Source organism: Paracoccus aminovorans (genome assembly GCF_900005615.1).
In the GTDB taxonomy this organism is placed as follows: Bacteria; Pseudomonadota; Alphaproteobacteria; order Rhodobacterales; family Rhodobacteraceae; genus Paracoccus; species Paracoccus aminovorans.
Genome location: NZ_LN832562.1, coordinates 147,174 through 164,075, shown reverse-complemented (window position 1 = coordinate 164,075; position 16,902 = coordinate 147,174). Strand labels below are relative to the sequence as shown.

At 66.0% G+C, this 16,902-nt stretch carries 15 protein-coding genes and 1 pseudogene; 3 read left to right on the top strand and 13 right to left on the bottom strand.

Going from position 1 to position 16,902, the window contains the following annotated elements:
- Positions 1–67 precede the first annotated feature (67 nt).
- Positions 68–682, top strand: a complete 615-nt coding sequence (locus JCM7685_RS20845; protein WP_170848912.1) for a hypothetical protein — start codon at positions 68–70, stop codon at positions 680–682.
- A 400-nt stretch (positions 683–1,082) separates the two neighbouring features.
- Here JCM7685_RS20845 and JCM7685_RS16890 read toward each other — a convergent pair whose 3' ends face one another.
- From JCM7685_RS16890 to JCM7685_RS16855, 8 genes are all read right to left on the bottom strand, one after another.
- Entirely contained in the window at positions 1,083–2,372 is a 1,290-nt protein-coding gene (locus tag JCM7685_RS16890) for an amidohydrolase family protein (protein ID WP_074967086.1), read from the bottom strand.
- 114 nt (positions 2,373–2,486) lie between these two features.
- Entirely contained in the window at positions 2,487–3,881 is a 1,395-nt protein-coding gene (locus JCM7685_RS16885; protein ID WP_083412657.1) for a nucleobase:cation symporter-2 family protein, read from the bottom strand.
- Between the two features lie 68 nt (positions 3,882–3,949).
- Complete coding sequence (locus tag JCM7685_RS16880) at positions 3,950–4,981, bottom strand: CobW family GTP-binding protein (RefSeq protein WP_074967062.1); 1,032 nt, start codon at positions 4,979–4,981, stop codon at positions 3,950–3,952.
- Between the two features lie 29 nt (positions 4,982–5,010).
- Complete coding sequence (locus JCM7685_RS16875; RefSeq protein WP_074967064.1) at positions 5,011–5,565, bottom strand: UbiX family flavin prenyltransferase; 555 nt, start codon at positions 5,563–5,565, stop codon at positions 5,011–5,013.
- A gap of 38 nt (positions 5,566–5,603) precedes the next feature.
- Positions 5,604–6,731 (bottom strand): UbiD family decarboxylase, encoded by a 1,128-nt coding sequence (locus JCM7685_RS16870; RefSeq protein WP_231964749.1) that lies wholly within the window; start codon positions 6,729–6,731, stop codon positions 5,604–5,606.
- Positions 6,732–6,858: 127 nt separating this feature from the next.
- Positions 6,859–7,587: an IS21-like element helper ATPase IstB gene (istB, locus tag JCM7685_RS16865; protein ID WP_028030902.1), complete on the bottom strand. Its 729-nt coding sequence runs from the start codon at positions 7,585–7,587 to the stop codon at positions 6,859–6,861.
- On the bottom strand, positions 7,587–9,086 hold the full coding sequence (gene istA / locus JCM7685_RS16860; RefSeq protein ID WP_090271472.1) for an IS21 family transposase: 1,500 nt from the start codon (positions 9,084–9,086) through the stop codon (positions 7,587–7,589). The genes istB and istA overlap by 1 nt, the downstream gene beginning before the upstream one ends.
- Positions 9,087–10,514: 1,428 nt before the next feature.
- On the bottom strand, positions 10,515–11,048 hold the full coding sequence (locus tag JCM7685_RS16855) for a TetR/AcrR family transcriptional regulator (protein ID WP_074970025.1): 534 nt from the start codon (positions 11,046–11,048) through the stop codon (positions 10,515–10,517).
- A gap of 84 nt (positions 11,049–11,132) precedes the next feature.
- On the opposite strand from JCM7685_RS16855, the gene JCM7685_RS16850 reads away from it, so the two are divergent.
- Positions 11,133–12,653, top strand: coding sequence for an MFS transporter (locus JCM7685_RS16850; RefSeq protein WP_074970023.1), 1,521 nt, complete (start codon positions 11,133–11,135; stop codon positions 12,651–12,653).
- A 13-nt stretch (positions 12,654–12,666) separates the two neighbouring features.
- Here the strand turns inward: JCM7685_RS16850 and JCM7685_RS16845 are convergent, their stop codons facing one another.
- The 3 genes from JCM7685_RS16845 to JCM7685_RS20420 all read right to left on the bottom strand — a co-directional run bounded on the left by JCM7685_RS16845 (position 12,667) and on the right by JCM7685_RS20420 (position 14,537).
- On the bottom strand, positions 12,667–13,953 hold the full coding sequence (locus tag JCM7685_RS16845) for an ABC transporter ATP-binding protein (RefSeq protein ID WP_244532134.1): 1,287 nt from the start codon (positions 13,951–13,953) through the stop codon (positions 12,667–12,669).
- Positions 13,905–14,036 carry a hypothetical protein gene (locus tag JCM7685_RS20575; RefSeq protein WP_269458839.1) on the bottom strand — a complete coding sequence of 44 codons (132 nt, stop codon included), beginning with the start codon at positions 14,034–14,036 and terminating at the stop codon, positions 13,905–13,907. Before JCM7685_RS20575 ends, JCM7685_RS16845 begins: the two co-directional genes overlap by 49 nt.
- A gap of 171 nt (positions 14,037–14,207) precedes the next feature.
- Positions 14,208–14,537, bottom strand: coding sequence for a hypothetical protein (locus JCM7685_RS20420; RefSeq protein WP_074970021.1), 330 nt, complete (start codon positions 14,535–14,537; stop codon positions 14,208–14,210).
- A gap of 211 nt (positions 14,538–14,748) precedes the next feature.
- Here JCM7685_RS20420 and JCM7685_RS16830 point away from each other — a divergent pair.
- Positions 14,749–14,928 (top strand): annotated as a pseudogene (locus tag JCM7685_RS16830) (hypothetical protein); the annotation flags it as partial.
- A gap of 46 nt (positions 14,929–14,974) precedes the next feature.
- On the opposite strand, the gene JCM7685_RS16825 reads toward JCM7685_RS16830, so the two are convergent.
- The gene (locus JCM7685_RS16825; protein ID WP_074970017.1) at positions 14,975–15,400 is read right to left on the bottom strand and encodes a cupin domain-containing protein; all 426 of its coding nucleotides are present in this window, start codon (positions 15,398–15,400) and stop codon (positions 14,975–14,977) included.
- 64 nt (positions 15,401–15,464) lie between these two features.
- Positions 15,465–16,901 (bottom strand): aldehyde dehydrogenase, encoded by a 1,437-nt coding sequence (gene aldA, locus JCM7685_RS16820; RefSeq protein ID WP_074970015.1) that lies wholly within the window; start codon positions 16,899–16,901, stop codon positions 15,465–15,467.
- Position 16,902: the final 1 nt, after the last annotated feature.

The following is a 16,902-nucleotide window of genomic DNA, read 5'->3' as shown; positions in this document are numbered from 1 at the left end:
TTGCGGTCAGGCGTCGGCGCAAGGCGGTGTGCTAGTAGCGCGGGACAGGAATTTATCGGAACGCCGGATGCGACGCCGTATAAGCGGCGAGGTGTTCAATCCCGGTATTCGGCGGAGCCGGCTGACGTTGAAGCCGTCTGGTTCTGAAGTCCAGATTTTGCAATCTGTGTTCCTAAGGCATGAGGCCGTCAAAGGTCTTGAGCCTGGGGGCGAATTTATAGGCCGCCATGAAATCGGCAAGGCGTTTGCGCAACTGGACATGGCTGTCGTCGTGGAAGCGTTTGACAGCGGCATCCTTGATGGTGCTGGTTCATGCGCTAGACCGGGCCGGTCCATGGAGGACGACCGCCCGGTAACCACGCCGCTCGCGCCGGTTTCGTCTGCGACTGCCGCCTTGACGGCCGCGCGGTTCAGCGCATCCGCGACACGGCCGTTCTGCATCCATCTCGGCAACTGTCGCGTGATGATCGGGAAAGCCTATTGCCGACAGCCATGCGTTCAGCGTTTCGGCCACGGCCCGCGCAAGATCCTCAAGGACGGCGCTGTTGAGGGCATCGTGCGGCGATCCAGCCGAGGTGCTGATTGCCGTATTCCATCGCAGCTTTCTGCCTGTGCCGCAGCGTGGCCAAGGGCGGGCAGGACCCGCTCTGATCCCGAGCGTTGGCGGAAGAGATCGCACTGACGCCGAAAACCGATGGCGCGGGTCCGGCTATCGCGCTGCAAGGCGCCCTGGCTGGCCTCTGCCTCTGATCATCGGCTGGCCTTTGCCTCTGGCCATCGGCAGGCCGGCCGGCGCATGACCGCCAAGGAGGGGCATACAAAAGCGGCCTCGGGCGTGAACCGCGAGGCCGCCGATATGATTGGAGACTGATCATCGATTGCGACGAGGCAGTGCCAGAACGCTTACCTTTGTATCAAGGTCATTGGCGGCCGGCCGCAACCTTGGCCGCAGGAGCAATCCGGTTCGGAAAATCCATCCTCCCCGGAGAGCACCCGACTCCGACCGGCTCGCCCATCCCTTCAGCGATCCGCAGCCGCTTCCAGATCGGCTGCGTCACGGCTCGCACGCCTCGGACGCTATTTCAGCAAGGCTGCAAGGACCCTGCGGCCAGCGGGATCTCGGACTGCGCGCTGCGGCAGACCAGCCGACCCTTGGCGAAGACCGACGCAGCGACCGGCCCTCCGGCGACCAGCGTGTCGATGTCATCCGCCTGCATCACGTTGAGATTGGCGGGATTGCCCTTTTCGATCCCGTAGCCGTCCAGCCCCATCAGCCTGGCCGGAATCGCCGTGATCATGTCATAGGTGGCCGCAAGCTCATCGCCCTTCAGATGACCGGCCAGCAACGTCCAGCGCGCCATTTCCAGCATGTCGCCGCTGCCCGTCGGCACGAAGGGATCCTCGATATTGTCCGAGGCCGTGGCCAGCGGCACGCCCGCCCGCAAAAGCTGGGCCACCCGCGTCAGGCCGCGCGGCGGAAGCTGCTCCGCGTCGCGGCCCTGCAGATAAAGGTTCGCCGCCGGAAGCGTGACGAGCCCGATCTCCAGCTCCAGGATCTCTGCCATGATGCGCTGAAACTGCGCGGACGGCAGGGCGCTCAGCACCGAGGTATGGCCCAGCACCGTCCTGCCCTGCATGCCGAAACGCCGGACGCGCTCGAACACCTTGTCGAAATGCAGCCGCGTCGGGTCGAGATGCTCGTCCATGTGCAGGTCGACCGGCAGGCCGCGATCGGCCGCCGCCTGGAAGATCAGGTCGAGATAGCGGTCCGGATCCTCGGCGACGGCGGGCGTCCCGCCCACCGCATCCGCCGATGCCGCCGCGCGGTCGATATTCGCTGCCAGCCAGTCGAGGTCCTGCCCTGGATGCGGGGTCATGAAGGCGACCAGTTGCAGCGCCATGCGGTCGGCCCAATCGGCGCGCAGCTGGGCCAATGCCTCGATGCCGTTGAAGCCCGCGTCCTTGTCCACGTTGACATGACTGCGGATCGCGGTCGTGCCGTGCGCCATGCAGCGGCCGATGGTTTTCGATGCGCGGCGGAAGATATCCTCGGGCGGGGCCTGCCGCGCATAGGTGGCGAAGGCCTCGCGCGCGCCTTGCAGCGTGCCCGACGGGTTCGGGGCAAAGCGCAGGACGCCGGTCTTGTCCAGATGCTGGTGGCAATCGACGAAACCGGGCACGACCAGACTGTCGCTAGCGTCGACCAACGCGGCCTGTGCCGGCGGCACGATCCCAGGGGCGACTTCGGCGATCAGGCCCGCGGCGTCGATCAGCACGTCGGCCCGGATCAGCCTTCCGTCCGGGGCCGCGACACGGCCGCCCTGGATCAGGACATGCCGTTTTTCGGAAGATATGCGTTCGGTCTGGTTCATCTTCATTCCTCGTTATCAGGGTCATCCGGATCATGCGGCCCAGGCAGGAAGCCTGCCCGCACCCGCCGCAGGAGGCCGGGACAGGCCGGGGCGGCGCGTGCCCCGGCCCGGGTTTCAGACGCTGGGCCGCATTTTCAGTTGGCCGAGCTCTGCCTGATCCGGCTTGTGCCCGGGATCGCGCGGGGTCGGGTGATGGGCATCGTCGCAGTCCCCGCCCGTCCCGTTGAGCACCAGATTGAGCACGACCGAGACCACGCAAGCGACCACCACCGAACTGTGCAGCACCGATTGCGTCCAGGTCGGCAATTGCTCGAACAGGGTCGGCGACAGGATCGGAATGAAGGCCATGGCCAGCGTCAGCGCCACGATCAGCATGTTGTAGCGGTTGTTGGCGTAATCGACCTTGGCCAGCGACTGGATCCCGGCCGCGGCCACGATCCCGAACATCGCGATGCCCGCACCGCCAAGGGCCGGCGGCGGAACCGCTGCCAGAAGCGCGCCGAACTTGGGAAAGAAGGCGACGATGCAGAAGATCAGCCCGCACAGCGCGACCACCCAGCGGCTGCGCACGCCGCTGAGGATGACGAGCCCGACGTTCTCCATATGGGCGATAAAGGGGAAACCCGCGAAGACCCCGGCGACCGTGCTGGCAAGCCCGTTGGCACGGATGCCGTCGGCGACCTGCTCGGGCGTCACCTCGCGCTCGACGATGTCGCCGATCGAGATGAACAGGCCCATCGATTCCACCGTCTGCACCAGCATGACGATGAAGATCGTCGCAAAGGGCAGGAAGGCGAAGGTGGGCAGGCCGAATTCGAAGGGCCGCGGCGCGATCAGCCAGGGCGCCTCGCGCACCGGGGTCAGGTCGCCCATCCCGAACAGCACCGCCACCAGCGCCCCGACCGCCAGGCCGCCGAGCACGGCCAGGTTGCGCACCAGCGGTCCGCCGTAGCGGTTGAACAGCAGGATGGTGATCAGGACCAGCAAGGCGATGGCAAGATAGCCGGGATTGCCGAAGTTCTTGTTGCCGTGGCCGCCGCCGGCCCATTGATAGGCCACGGGCAACAGCTGCACGCCGATGGCGGTCACGATGCAGCCGGTGACGACCGGCGGAAAGAAGCGCCGCAACCTGCCGGCGATGGGTGCGATCAGCATGATCAGCACGCCGCCCAGCATCACCGCCCCGCAGACGCCCGCGATGCCGACGCCGGGCATGGTGCCGATGGCGATGATGGCCGAGACGCTGCTGAAGGCCACGCCGTTCATGATCGGCAGCCGCACGCCGAAGCGCCAGAAGCCGATGGTCTGCAACAGCGTGGCGACGCCCGAGCAGAAGAAGGTCGCGCTGATCAGCAGGATGGTTTCGTGCTGGCTGAAGCCAAGGGCGCCGGCGATGATCAGCGGCACGGCCACCGAACCGACATAGGACACGGCAAGGTGCTGGAGTGCCAGGGCGAGCATGGGCCGCGCCGGCAAGACTTCGTCAACCGGGTGTATTCCTCTTGTCATTTTCCCCTCCCAGAGATTTTTTGGCTTAGTCTGGTCCGACCTTCTCTGCCAGCGGCCCCCGCCCCTCCTCAGGCGGCTGCCAGGCACTCGGCCAGACGCGCCTGCAGGGCGGTGCGGTCGAGGTTCCGGCCGATGAAGATCATCTTGTTGCAACGCGTTTCGTTCGCCCACGGATGGTTCGGCCGAAACTCGATCTCGTTATGCACGCCGTGCAGGACATAGCAGTAATCGTCGTCCTTGACCGAGAAGATCCCTTTCATGCGAAAGAGATTGTCCAGGTTCTGGGCGCGCATCTCCTGGACCCAGGCCTGCATCGCCGCCGGGTTCATGTGGCCCGGCAATTCGATCCCGACCGAGCCGACCGAGGCGTCGTGGTCGTGGCTCGCATCGCCCAGCCAGGGCGCCTGGTGATGGTGGTGGTCGTGGCTGTCGTCGACCTCGGCCGCGATCTTGCGGCTCTGGTCGAAGGCGGCAAGGCCCAGGATCTTCTTCAGGTCGATCTGGGCAAAGCTGGACCGCACCTGCTCGGCGGTCTCGTTCAGGCTGGCGACGCGGGCCGAGACGGCGGCGATCTCGTCCTCGAACGCCAGATCGACCTTGTTCAGCACGATGCGGTCGGCGCAGACGATCTGGTCCACGGCCTGGTTGTCATGGGCCTCGATCTGGCTGTCGTCGAGATGGCGCAGGACATGCTTCACATCGACCAGCGCGATGACGCCGTCGAGGTTGGTCTCGTCCCGGATCGGATCGTCCAGGAAAAAGGTCTGCGCGATCGGATAGGGATCGGCCAGGCCGCTGGTCTCGATGATGATGTGGTCCAGCCGCTCGGGCCGGTCCAGAAGCTGGCGGATGACACGCAACAGGTCGTCGCGGGCCTCGGCCACGCAGCAGACGCAGCCGTTGGTCATCTCGAAGATTTCCTCGGTGCTGCCGACGACCAGCCCGCCGTCGATGCCGATCTCGCCGAACTCGTTCTCGATCACGGCGATCTTCATGCCGTGGTTCTCGCGCAGGATGTAGTTCAAGAGCGTGGTCTTGCCCGAACCCAGAAACCCGGTCAGCACAGTGACGGGGATCTTGTCCTTGATGGTCTTCTGCATGGTTCTTACCCTCCCAAGGTTTTGAAAAATCAGGGCGCCTTGACCCAGCGCCGCACGCCGGCGCAATCCAGATCGAACAGGTCGAGGACGCGGCCCAGCGTCTGGTCCACCATCGCGTCGATGCTGGCCGGCCGGGCGTAGAAGGCCGGGACCGGGGGTGCGACGATGCCCCCCATGCGCGTCACGGCCAGCATGTTTTGCAGATGGCTTTCGGTCAGCGGCGTCTCGCGCGCCAGCAGCACCAGCCGGCGGCGCTCCTTCAGCGTGACCTCGGCCGCGCGGCTGATCAGGCCCGAGGTGACGCCCTGCGCGATCTCGGCCAGGGTCTTCATCGAACAGGGCGCGACGATCATGCCCATGGTGCGGAACGAGCCGCTGGAGATCGAGGCCGCCACATCGTCCGAGCGGTAAAGCACATCCGCCCGCGCCTCGATGTCCGAAAGCTTGAACTCGGTTTCATGCACCATGGTCAGCAGCGCGGCGCGGCTGACGGTGACATGCGTCTCGACCCCAAGGTCGCGCAGCAGTTCCAGCAGGCGCAATCCGTAGACCACGCCCGAGGCGCCGCTGATCCCCACCGCCATCCGGGGGCGGCTGGGCCCACGCGGGATGGCAAAGGCGTTCACGCGCCCGCCCCCGAAAGGATGGCCGCGGCCCGCGCCCGCGCCTCGGGCGACAGCGTGGCGCGGATGCCGTGGAAATCGGGTCCGCGGGTCGCGTCCAGCGCCAGCCGCGAGGTGGTGCCGTCGGCGGTCGAGGACGGGTCCAGCGGGCTGCCGGGCAGGCCGTCGATGCTGAACATGTCGCGATGCGGCTGGAAATGCGTCGCCAAGGCCCAAAGCACCTGGCTGTCCTGCGCCACGTCCACGTCCTCGTCGACCGCGATCACGGTCTTCAGATAGGGGTCCCAGCCCAGCAGCCCCAGCATGACCTGGCGCGCCTCGCCCGGGCGGCTTTGCTTCAGCGCGACATAGGCGTGGAAATGCGTTCCCGAGGTCGGGTAATGCAGCCGCGTCACCGCCGGGAAGCGGGCCTTGATCTTCTCGAACATCTCGGCCTCGCGCGGCAGGCGAGCCAGGTTCAGGTGTTCGTCGGTCGCGCCGCCGACCACGTCGACCAACCAGGGGTCGCGCTTGCGCATTACGGTGTGGACATGGAACAGCGTGTTGGTCGAGCGGTCCGAACTGTAGCCCGAGAACTCGCCGAAGGGGCCTTCGGCCACATGCGCCTCGGGATCGAGAACGCCTTCCAGCACGAATTCGGCCGCGGCCGGCACGCCGATGCCGTGGCCGGGCGTGCGCACCACCTGCAAGGCTTCGCCCATCAGCGCGCCGGCGATGGCGCGTTCATCGACGCCGAAGGCCACGCGGGCCGAGGCGGCCATCATGAACAGCGGATGCGCGCCGATGACCATGGCGACGGGCAGCGGCCGGCCTGCCTCGCGCGCGGCCTGATACATGCGCCACAGGTGGCCGCGCGAATGCAGGCTGGTCGCCAGCGCATTGCGGGCATGGCGCATCGAGCGGTGGTAGCTGAGGTTCGCCACCCCGGTTTCCGGGTCCTCGGCGACGATGATCGCATTGGTGACATAGGGGCCCCGGTCGCTGTCGAAATGCCGGATCATGGGGATCTGTTCCAGATCGACGGCATCGCCCTCGGCCACCACCTCGGTCACCGGGCCGCTTTCGACCGGGGCGGGCGGGATCGGCGCATTGGCGCGGCGCTGGTATTCGGCATGCAGGTTTGTCAATCGGCATTCAAACGGGCCCCCTGATCGGCGTCCAAAAGTGACCCCTTTGGCGCGCGGGTGAGCAGGCCCGTGGCGGCGTAGCTTTCCAGCTGGCGCAGCCGACGCGGGCCTGCGTTTTGGAGGGTGTTCAGGCTCGGGTTTTGATGCGCCAGCTGTCGTTGCCGGTCTCGACGATGTCGCAGTGGTGGGTGAGCCGGTCGAGCAGCGCGGTGGTCATCTTTGCGTCTCCGAAGACGGTCGGCCACTCCCCGAATGCGAGGTTGGTGGTGACGATGACGGAAGTCTGCTCATAGAGCTTGCTGATCAGATGGAACAGCAGCTGGCCGCCGGACTGCGCGAATGGCAGGTATCCGAGTTCATCGAGGATGACGAAGTCGAGCCGCATCAGATGTTCTGCAAGCCGGCCTGCCCGTCCGGCACGGGCCTCGGCCTCCAGCCTGTTCACCAGATCGACGACATTGAAGAACCTGCCCCGGGCACCATTGCGGATGACCGCGCGCGCTATGGCCACAGAGATATGGGTCTTGCCGGTCCCGGTGCCGCCAACCAGCACGACATTGCGCTGTTGGCTGAGGAACTCCCCGCTGGCCAGATCTCGCACCAGGGTCTCGTTGATTGGGGTGTCATCGAAGGTGAACTCCTCGATCTCCCGGGCATAGGGCAGCTTGGCGGTGGTGATCTGGTATTTGACCGACCGCGCTTTCTTCTCGTTGATCTCGGCGGCCAGAAGATCTCCAACGATCTGGCGGGGTTCGTGCTGGCGGCGCACAGCCACCGCCATGAGTTCGTCATAAGCGGCGCGCATCCCGTAGAGCTTCAACTCGCCCATTGCAGCCATGATGTCAGCACGATCCATCAGCAGGCCCTCCGCAGCAGATCATAACGGGCGCAGTCCGCCACAGGCTCATGGGTCAACTGCAAGGCCGGAGAGGTCAGCAGAAGCGGTGGTGGTTCCGGATCTCGCCTGCGGGATAGAATATTGAGGATTACATCGGCAGAATGGACGCCTTGCGAGAGAGCTTCGGCACATGCCTTTTGAACCACAGGCATCCCTTCCGTCAGCACAGCGCCGAGGACCTTCACCATCTGGCGGTCGCCATCTGAGGAGCCCTGCAGCTTGCGGCGGATCTGTTCAAGAGCTCCGGGAAGAACCCAGTCCTTGAACGGTGCGCCGTTACGCAGCGCCCCGGGTTTGCGAAGCAGAACAGGCACATAATGCCAGGGATTGTAAACCGTTCGGTCCCGGCCGAAGTGACGCGGGTGGTCTCCGACCAGTCGGCCCTCCTGCCGGATCTCGATCCGCTCAGCATAGGCCCTGATCTCGACCTGCCGCCCGACAGCCGTTGCCGCGACGGAGTATTTGTTGTTGTCGAAGCGCACGAGACAGGTCTTTGACACCGCCGCAGGCAGTGAATGGAATCCGTCGAAGCGCCCGGCATAGGGGACAAGGTGCGGGCGCTCTTCCTGGAAGACCTGCCAGACGGTTTTGTCCGTCAGCTCCGGATGCTTGCTGGTTCTGGCCGAGGCGATGCACTTGTCCAGCAGCCAGGCATTCAGTTCCTCGTAGCTCTTGACCCTGACGCGGGGCGCGAAAAACCGCTGACGGACAGTGCCGACCTGGCTCTCCACCTGGCCTTTCTCCCAACCCGCAGCAGGGGTGCAGGCAACGGGTTCGACCAGATAATGGCTGGCCATCTGCAGGAACCGACGATTGTAGAGGCGTTCCTTGCCGGTGAAGATGGTCTCCACCGCCGTCTTCATGTTGTCGTAGATCCCGCGGGTGCAGGTGCCCTTGAAGAAGGCGAAAGCCCTGTCGTGGGCATCGAACACCATCTCCTGCGTCTCGCGCGGATAGGCCCGCACAAAGAACATCCGGCTGTGGCACAGGCGAACATGGGCCACTTTGATGGTGGTGGTCGCCCCATCGATCACCACAACCTCGTGGCTCCAGTCGAACTGATAGGCTTCACCGGGCGCAAAGCTCAGGGGCACGAAGGCGGCAGAAGCGCCTGAACTCTGAGTGCGTGCCCAGTTCGAGGCGTAGCGGCGCACCGCGTCATACCCACCTTCATAACCGAGACCGCTCAGTTCTTCGTAGATCTGTATCAGAGACTGACGTTCCCGGCTGGACCGCGCGGCGTTGACCTCCAGCAGCCGGTTGAGTTCCCCCAGCCAGGCACCCAGCTTCGGGCGCGGCTGCACCGTCCGGGTATAGGTGAACTCGGTAATCCCGGTGCGGATCACCTTCCGCACCACCTTCTTCGACAGCTTCAGGTCACGGCAGATCGTCTTGATCCCCTTGCCCTCGGTGAAATGTAGCCGCCTGATTTTTGCGATTGTCTCCACGATCAGCATCCCGTGCTCGGCCTCCGATAATCATCGAAGGCACAATGGACCCAACCCCCGGTCGGTGGGGTCCATTTTGGACGCCGATCACCCCAGAAGCGGGGTCCTTATTGCAAGCCGTTCAACAGCTCTTGTTGTTGCTGCGGCTGTCATTTGACCGGGTGGTGCGAGCGACCATCGAGGAGGTCGAACATTGAAGGAGTGAACAGACTGCCGGCGATGCTGTCAACCACCTGCCGCAGCGCATGGTTTCCTTCCAGTGCCCGGGCCCGGGGCCCGGGGCAGAGACAGTGCGAAGCGGGATCTCACCGCCGAGCAGCTTTCGCTTGACACAACCCGCTGATCGGCTGGCAGACTTCAGCGGGGCCAGCAGCTCGTTCCGGACATGAGGGAATCTCGTTCAGCAGGGATTGACGGCGTTCGGCGGATTGATGGCGACGCCGAGCGGCCGAACCATCGCCGGGGCGGCCTGAGCAGAAATGCCGCCTTGTTGCCAGCGGACTGAAGGCCGGGCGAACGTGCAACCGATTGGCATATTTTCGGCCGACAGGATAATCTACTGATCCCTCCGAAGATATACCCTGATCGGCGGAGCCATCCTGCTGTCAGCGATCCTGCTTAACACCGTCACGGGTGCTGCAAGGCGGCTGGTGCCGGCCTGAGTGCGACTCACGGCAAGGCGTTCTTGAGTTCGCGACTGTGGGCGCAGGTGCTCTTCGAAGCGGGGCTGCTCTTTCCTGGGACATCGACCGGCATGGCGCTCGTGCCCGGGCCGAACGGGTTGCTCGCCCTTGCGTATGGTGTGATTGTCGCTGCCGAAAGTCGGTGGTAACGATCAGCGGCGGTGTCTTGGGGTTTGTCGTCCTGCTAGCCCCTTTGCATGATCGGCGTCGATGCCATCGTCCAATCCTCGTAAACCGCCTTCGCGATCCTCAAACTTGTGGGCGGGGGCCGGGTCGCGGCGTTTCCCGCCCCTTGGGCTGGCGGGGACACGATCACCCTCACGGCTCCGGCAAGGACGCGGTCTCGGGCTTCCTCTCCGTCGCCACCAATCTGCGCGCCATTCTTGGAGCGCGGCAAGCCGATCCGCCCCGTTCTCGGTCTTTCGCTACGCGCTTCAGTCACGGGTTGACTTGTCGGCACCGACTCGCCGCGGAAGTCAGCGGTGTCCTAACGGCGTTTCCTTTCATCCTCGGCATCCTCGGCCACCCTCGCGACGGCAGTCAGGCGGCCACGCAGATCATGGGGGGCATGGTCGCGGGTCTATCTGCTTTTACGGTGCTCTTCCATGGGCTTTGCTGGTTGCTGACATGGGTGAACAGACCGACCGCATAGCTTTCCGCCGCCCTGCTGACTCTTTTCAGCCAGGTTCTCGCCCATCATGCAACCGCAGCCAGAAGGGGACAATGCTTCGTTGATGTTTCTGATCACCAAAGCTCAGTCGAGACGCGCCAGAACTGCCTCGACATCGTCGAGCAATTCCATCCAGGTGCCGTCTTCGGCGATGCCGTTGATCCGCATCAGGAACAGGCCCTCGACCGCCATGAAGGCAACGCGCGCGATCTGGTCCGCGGGCCGGGCGCCGCCCATCCGGGCAAAGATCCCGCGATACCATTCGCGCGTCTCGCGCAGGTTTGCGGGATTTTCGAGATAGCTGACCATCAGCCCGGCCATCTTCGCGTTCATCGCCTGCTGCGACGCCCGCATCGCCGCGATGTAGCGCCGGACAAAGCCCACCGGGTCGTCATGCTCATCGGCTTGCAGCATGGCGTCGAACTGGCTGGTCCAGCGGTCGATCAGGCTGCGCACGATCTCATCCTTCGATGCAAAGGAGTATTGAACGCCGCCCTTCGACAGGCCCGCCGCCTGCGCCAACGCACCGATGGTCAGCGCAGCGCCGCCGCCGTTGCGCACGAGATCTTCGGCCAGATCCAGCAGCCTGTCGCGCGAGATCGTCGGTTTTCTGCCCATCGCTCCTTCCATCCCTGAACCGGGGCGTTGAAAACCATACGTATGTATTTATATCGGCGTCTGCAACAGAATCCCGGGTGAACCATGTCTGTCCGTCCTTCCGATCCCAGGCGCTGGCTGGTGCTGTTGGCCGTCATGCTGGCCTTTCTGCCGGTGGTGCTGGACATGACGATCCTGCATGTGGCCGTGCCGACCTTGACCCAGGCCCTGGGCGCGACCAGCACCCAGGTCCTGTGGATCATCGACATCTATCCGCTGCTGATGGCCGGGCTTCTGGTGCCGATGGGCACGCTGGCCGACCGGGTCGGCAACCGCCGCATCCTGCTGACCGGGCTGACGATCTTCGGCATCGCCTCGGCGCTGGCGGCCTTTGCCCCCGACGCGCCCCTGCTCATCGCGTCGCGGATGCTGCTGGCGCTCGGCGGCTCGATGATCATGCCCTGCGTGCTGGGCATCATCCGCCGAACCTTCGAGGAGGAAAAGGAGCGCGGCCTGGCGCTTGGCCTGTGGGGAACGGTGGGAGCCGCAGGTGCCGCGGTCGGCCCCCTGATCGGGGGCGGGCTGCTGGGACATTTCTGGTGGGGATCGGTGTTTCTCATCAACGTTCCGGTGATGCTGATCGTCGCGCCAGCCTGCTGGTTCCTGTTGCCCCGGCACGAGAAGACCAGCCCCGGCCACTGGGCCATCGGGCAAGCCTTGCTACTGATTTTCGGCATGATCTCGGTCGTCTATGCGATCAAGGCGGGTTTCGGCGCCAAGCAGCCTCTGGCGGTGGTGCTGCTGGTCCTGGCTTTCGGCACCGCGCTGCTGGGCGCCTTCGCCCGCGCGCAGCTGCGCGCGGCGCAGCCGATGCTGGACCTGTCGCTGTTCGCGCATCCCGCGATCCTGGCCGGGATGATCATGGCCATGGTCGCCAGCGGCGCGCTGGCGGGGGTCGAGCTGACGCTGGCGCAGGAGCTGCAATACGTGCTGGACAAGACGCCGCTGCAGGCCGGGATCTTCATGATCCCGATCATGGCCGCGGCCGCAACCGGAGGGCCGGTCGCGGGCTGGCTGTCGGGCCGCTTCGGGCTGCGGCCGGTGGCCTGCCTGTCGCTGGCCGTCTCGGCGCTGGCGCTGACCTGGCTGGCCTTCAGCGACTTCCATCAGCCGGGGCTGATGGTGCCGGCGCTGCTGGCGGGCCTTGGCCTTGCGCTCAGCATCGGCCTGACCGCCTCGTCCATCGCGATCATGGGCGCGGTGGAGGCCAGCGAGGGCGGCGCGGCGGGCTCGCTTGAGGCCACCGGCTATGAGCTGGGCACTGGCTTGGGCATCACCCTGTTCGGCGTCTTCATGTCGGCGGTTTACGGGCGCCATTTCGACGGTCCTGCGGGGCTGTCGGCCGATCTGGCGGAACAGGCGGCACGCTCGATCGGGGACAGCTATCTGGTGGCCCGTCAGCTTGCGGCGGATCAGGGCGCGGCCGTGATCGCCGCAGGCAGGGCCGCGTTTTCCGCCACCCATTCGGTCCTGCTGCTGACCGCCGCGGCGCTGATCGGCGCGCTGGCCGCGCTGGTGTTCCTCTTGCTCGCCAAGGCGAAAAGCGGCGGCGCCAGCCATCATTGAGGCGCGGCGACGATCAGCCGTCGCGCAGCAGGGCGGCATAAAGCCCGCCCTGCGCCAGCAGCGCCTCGTGGCTGCCGGCCTCGACCATGCGGCCGTGCTGCATGACCACGATCAGGTCGGCATTGCGGATGGTCGACAGCCGATGCGCGATGGTGATCGTGGTCCGGCCCCGCGACATCGCCGCCAGCGCCAGGGACATCGCGCGCTCGGTCCTGGTGTCGAGCGCGCTGGTCGCCTCGTCCAGCAGCAGGATCGGCGGATCGCGCAGGATGGTGCGCGCCAGCGCCAGCCGCTGCTTTTCCCCGCCCGAAAAGCGATGGCCACCTTCGCCGACCAGCGTGTCATAGCCCGCAGGCAAGGCGGCGATGTGATCATGGATCTGCGCCACCTTCGCCGCAGCGATCAGTTCGGCCTCCGTGGCATCCGGTGGGGCAAAGCGCAGGTTTTCGGCCACCGAGGCATGCAGCAGATAAGGTTCCTGCGACACTACCTCCAGCATCTGCGACAGCGACTCGAAGCTGAGATCGCGCAGGTCCACCCCGTCAAGGTGGATCGCCCCGTCCTGCACGTCGTAAAGCCGCGCCAGCGGATAGCCCGGCGTCGTCTTGCCCGATGCGGTCGGGCCGACGATGGCGGCATGGATGCCGGGCGGAATGGTCAGGCTGACGTCATGGACCGCGGACCGGCCGCCGTCGGGATAGGCGAAACTGACATGGTCGATCTGCACCTCGCCGCGCATTTCGGCGTGGGGGATGGTGACGGGGTTGGCGGCTTCGGTGATCTCGACCGGTTCGTCCAGATATTCGAAGATGCGGGCGAACAGCGCGCGGGTCTTGCGGCTGTCGCGGCCGATCTCCAGCAACTGCTCGAAGGACCAGAGCAGCTGTTCCTGCAAGGCGATCATCGCGACCAGCGTGCCGATGCTGGCCGGGTTGTCGGTGTGCATGAGAAATCCCCCCGCCAGCAGCGTCAGCGCGGGCAGTGCCGCCAGCGCGAAACCGATCAGCGACCATTGCCATTCGCCCGCCTTGTGCAAGCGGACCTCAAGCCGCGACAGATCGTGCGAGATGCGGTCGAAGCGCCGCGTCAGATGCGGGCCGCCCCCCATGGTGCGCGCCAGGATGATGCCCCAGACCGACAGCGTTTCCCGCACCGCCGCAGACAGATCGGCGGCACGGGCGCGTTGCCGATAGGCCAGCGCTTCGCGCATCCGGGCGACACGGGCGCTGATCAGCACGGTGCCGGGGACCATCAGCAGCACGAACAGCGCCAGCCGCCAGTCGAGCAGGACGATGGCCACACCGCCGTCGCCGCCTGCGACAGCGGCACCATGTCGCCCTCGGCATTGCGCAGTTCGAGCTTCAGCACGTCCTCGACCCGCATCCGCGCCGGGGCACCCGCATGTAGCCGATGCCCAGCACTGCCAGAAGCAGCGCATAGAGGACCAGCATCCGCCCGCCGCGGCGCAGGGCCACGGTATAGCGTGCGGTCAGCGCGTCGAAGCGGCGATTGAAGCCGCCGAAGAAACCGCCGAGGCATGGCCGGCCGCTAGCTTCAGGATCGTCGCGCAAAGCGCGGGAACAGCACGTCCCCCGCGGCGACACGGGCGCCTTCGTCGACCGGCCGTTCCAGGATCAGTCCGCCGACCTGCGGGCGGATCTCGACCCGGCGAAAGGCGGCGACGCGGCCGGGGACCTCGTCCCGCAGCACCACGCGTTCCGGCACCAGGGTCGAGACGGTGACGGAAACCGGCGCGCCGGCCTCTGCTGCGCCGCCGCCGGGCCGCCTGGAGGCAGGGCCAGAGCAAGGGAAACCGCCGGCGCGGATAGCAACAGCGGATTCGAGGCGTAGCGGATCGTCATCCCGGGCTCCATCGTCGGACATCGACCAGCCTCATGCCAGTCCGTCGTCGAAGAACTGCTCAGGATATGTGGAGATTGCGGGGAGATCGCAGTGGCGGAGTCGATGGTGTCGGCTTTCTGGGAGCCGAAAAGCACCTAGGGCACGATCCCGGCCCCGGCGGCTGCAATCTGGTCTTGGCGGACAGATCTGCCGCAACCTGCCGATCTGGTGGCCGACAGAGGCTGGACGCGACCAACCCGTGAAATATGACAAGCGCCGCTACAAACGCCGCAACCGGACCGCAATCATGTTCGGCCGCGTTAAGGACTGGCGCGGGGACGCTGCCTGCTGTGACAGATTCCCCAAGGTCTTTCTCTCGCCCTTGCCGAAACCGTCTTGCTCTCGCTATGAAAAGACCGAGGCCTCACCCTGAGAAAGCCTGCTCCGCGCGTCCCTCGGGCTTCTCGACATCGCCTGCATCAGGTTTTGGCGGCGCGATCTGTAGACGCGCCCTGGGCGCCCGCAGAGGATATGGCGAAGCATTTGCGGATGTAGCGCGGCACGTGCCATTCCATCTCCATGCCGATCTCCATCACGAAGGACTGTCCCGCCTGCACGGTCCAGCGGCGGCCGTCGCTCAGGTCGATGATCTCGGCCTCGCCTTCGAGGATGTGGCAGAACTCGGTATAGCCGTCCATGCGGATGCGAAAGCGGCTGGCCCGGGCCTCCCACAGCCCGAATCTGGCGTTGGTCCGGGTATCGTCGCAGTAAAGCCAGAGGCCCTGCTCGGGATCGCCCGAGAGGGTTGCCGCGGCATTTTCCTTGGCCGCGCGCGGAATTTCCGGCGCGCCGAACAGGATCAGCCGGGGCTTGGTCGCCGCTTCGGCGGTGGGGATGCTGTCCATTCCTGTCTCCGTGATGCGGCGCCGGGCGGGCCTGCCACCCTGCCCGGCCGTTTGATGAACCCGGTCAGCCTTGCAGATAGACCACATGCGACTGTGTATAGTCGTAAAGCCCGTGCTTGCCGTCCGCCCCGCCGATGCCGGATTTCCGCGCCCCGGCGTGATAGCCCTGCATGGCCTCGAAATTCTCGCGGTTGATGTAGGTCTCGCCGAACTTCAACTCGCGGCAGGCCCGCATCGCGTTCGAGATGTCGCGGGTGTAGATCGACGAGGTCAGGCCGTATTCGCTGTCATTGGCACGCCCGATCGCCTGGTCGAGATCGTCCACGACATTGACCGGGATCACCGGGCCGAAGACCTCTTTCTGCATGATCTCGCTGTCCTGCGCGCAGCCGGTCAGCACCGTCGGCACGTAGAAGCTGCCCCGGCCCAGGTCGGCGGCCGCGCCGCCGGTGACCAGCTCGGCCCCCGCCGCGCGGGCCCGGTCCACCATGCCGGCGACCTTTTCCAGCGCGGCGCGGTTGATCAGCGGGCCGTAATCCACGTCCGGCTGCGCGCCCGGATCGCCGAAGCGGCGCGCGGACATGGCGGCGGTCAGCCGGGCGGTGAATTCGTCGGCGACCGCGCGCTCGACATAGACGCGTTCCGCGCAGTTGCAGACCTGCCCCGAGTTGATGACGCGGCTGTCGGTGATCGCCCGGGCCGCCAGGTCCAGATCGGCGTCGGCGCAGACGATAGCCGGGGCCTTGCCGCCCAGTTCCAGGTTGACCTTGGTGATGTTCCTGGCCGCCGCCGCCATGATCCGCGATCCCGTCGCGACCGAGCCGGTAAAGCTGATCAGCCCGACATCGGGATCGTCGCACAGCGCCGCGCCGGTGGTCGCGCCCCGGCCGTAGACGATATTGGCGACGCCGGCGGGCAGGTCGGCCTGCGCCAGCACCTCGGCGAACATCGCGGCGTTGTTCGGGGTTTCCTCGGACGGCTTGATGACGATGGTATTTCCGGTCAGCAGTGCCGGCGCCAGCTTGCGGGCGATCAGGAAGAACGGGAAGTTCCAGGGCAGGATGCCGCCCACGACCCCGATCGCCTGGCGGAACAGCAGGATCGTCTCGCCCGGCCGGTCCGAGGCGATGATCTCGCCCTCCAGCCGGCGCGCCCATTCCGCCATGTAATCCAGGTAGTCGGCGGTGAAGGCGACCTCGACCTGGGCCAAGGGCTGGATCTTGCCCTGTTCGGCGACGATGGCCCGGGCGATCCCGTCCGCGTTGGCGCGGATGCCCTGGGCCAGCTTGCGCAGGTAGCCGGCGCGCTCGATGGCCGGGCGGGCCTCCCAGCCCTTCTGGGCCTTGCGGGCAGCGGCGACGGCCTCGGCCACGCGGTCCGGCCCGTCGTCGGGAATGCGCGACAGCAGCTCGTCGGTGGCGGGGTTGAAGACCGGGATCTCGTCGCCCGGCCGGCTGTCGACGAACCGGCCGTCGACGAAACTCTGGTGCAGAACGGTCATG

Bases quoted from the DNA above. Each gene is read 5' to 3' on its own strand.
- JCM7685_RS20845 (WP_170848912.1), top strand. From the start codon at position 68: ATGCGACGCCGTATAAGCGGCGAGGTGTTCAATCCCGGTATTCGGCGG.
- JCM7685_RS16890 (WP_074967086.1), bottom strand. From the start codon at position 2,372: ATGAACCAGACCGAACGCATATCTTCCGAAAAACGGCATGTCCTGATC.
- JCM7685_RS16885 (WP_083412657.1), bottom strand. From the start codon at position 3,881: ATGACAAGAGGAATACACCCGGTTGACGAAGTCTTGCCGGCGCGGCCC.
- JCM7685_RS16880 (WP_074967062.1), bottom strand. From the start codon at position 4,981: ATGCAGAAGACCATCAAGGACAAGATCCCCGTCACTGTGCTGACCGGG.
- JCM7685_RS16875 (WP_074967064.1), bottom strand. From the start codon at position 5,565: ATGGCGGTGGGGATCAGCGGCGCCTCGGGCGTGGTCTACGGATTGCGC.
- istB (WP_028030902.1), bottom strand. From the start codon at position 7,587: ATGGATCGTGCTGACATCATGGCTGCAATGGGCGAGTTGAAGCTCTAC.
- istA (WP_090271472.1), bottom strand. From the start codon at position 9,086: ATGCTGATCGTGGAGACAATCGCAAAAATCAGGCGGCTACATTTCACC.
- JCM7685_RS16855 (WP_074970025.1), bottom strand. From the start codon at position 11,048: ATGGGCAGAAAACCGACGATCTCGCGCGACAGGCTGCTGGATCTGGCC.
- JCM7685_RS16850 (WP_074970023.1), top strand. From the start codon at position 11,133: ATGTCTGTCCGTCCTTCCGATCCCAGGCGCTGGCTGGTGCTGTTGGCC.
- JCM7685_RS20575 (WP_269458839.1), bottom strand. From the start codon at position 14,036: ATGCGGGTCGAGGACGTGCTGAAGCTCGAACTGCGCAATGCCGAGGGC.
- JCM7685_RS20420 (WP_074970021.1), bottom strand. From the start codon at position 14,537: ATGTCCGACGATGGAGCCCGGGATGACGATCCGCTACGCCTCGAATCC.
- JCM7685_RS16825 (WP_074970017.1), bottom strand. From the start codon at position 15,400: ATGGACAGCATCCCCACCGCCGAAGCGGCGACCAAGCCCCGGCTGATC.
- aldA (WP_074970015.1), bottom strand. From the start codon at position 16,901: ATGACCGTTCTGCACCAGAGTTTCGTCGACGGCCGGTTCGTCGACAGC.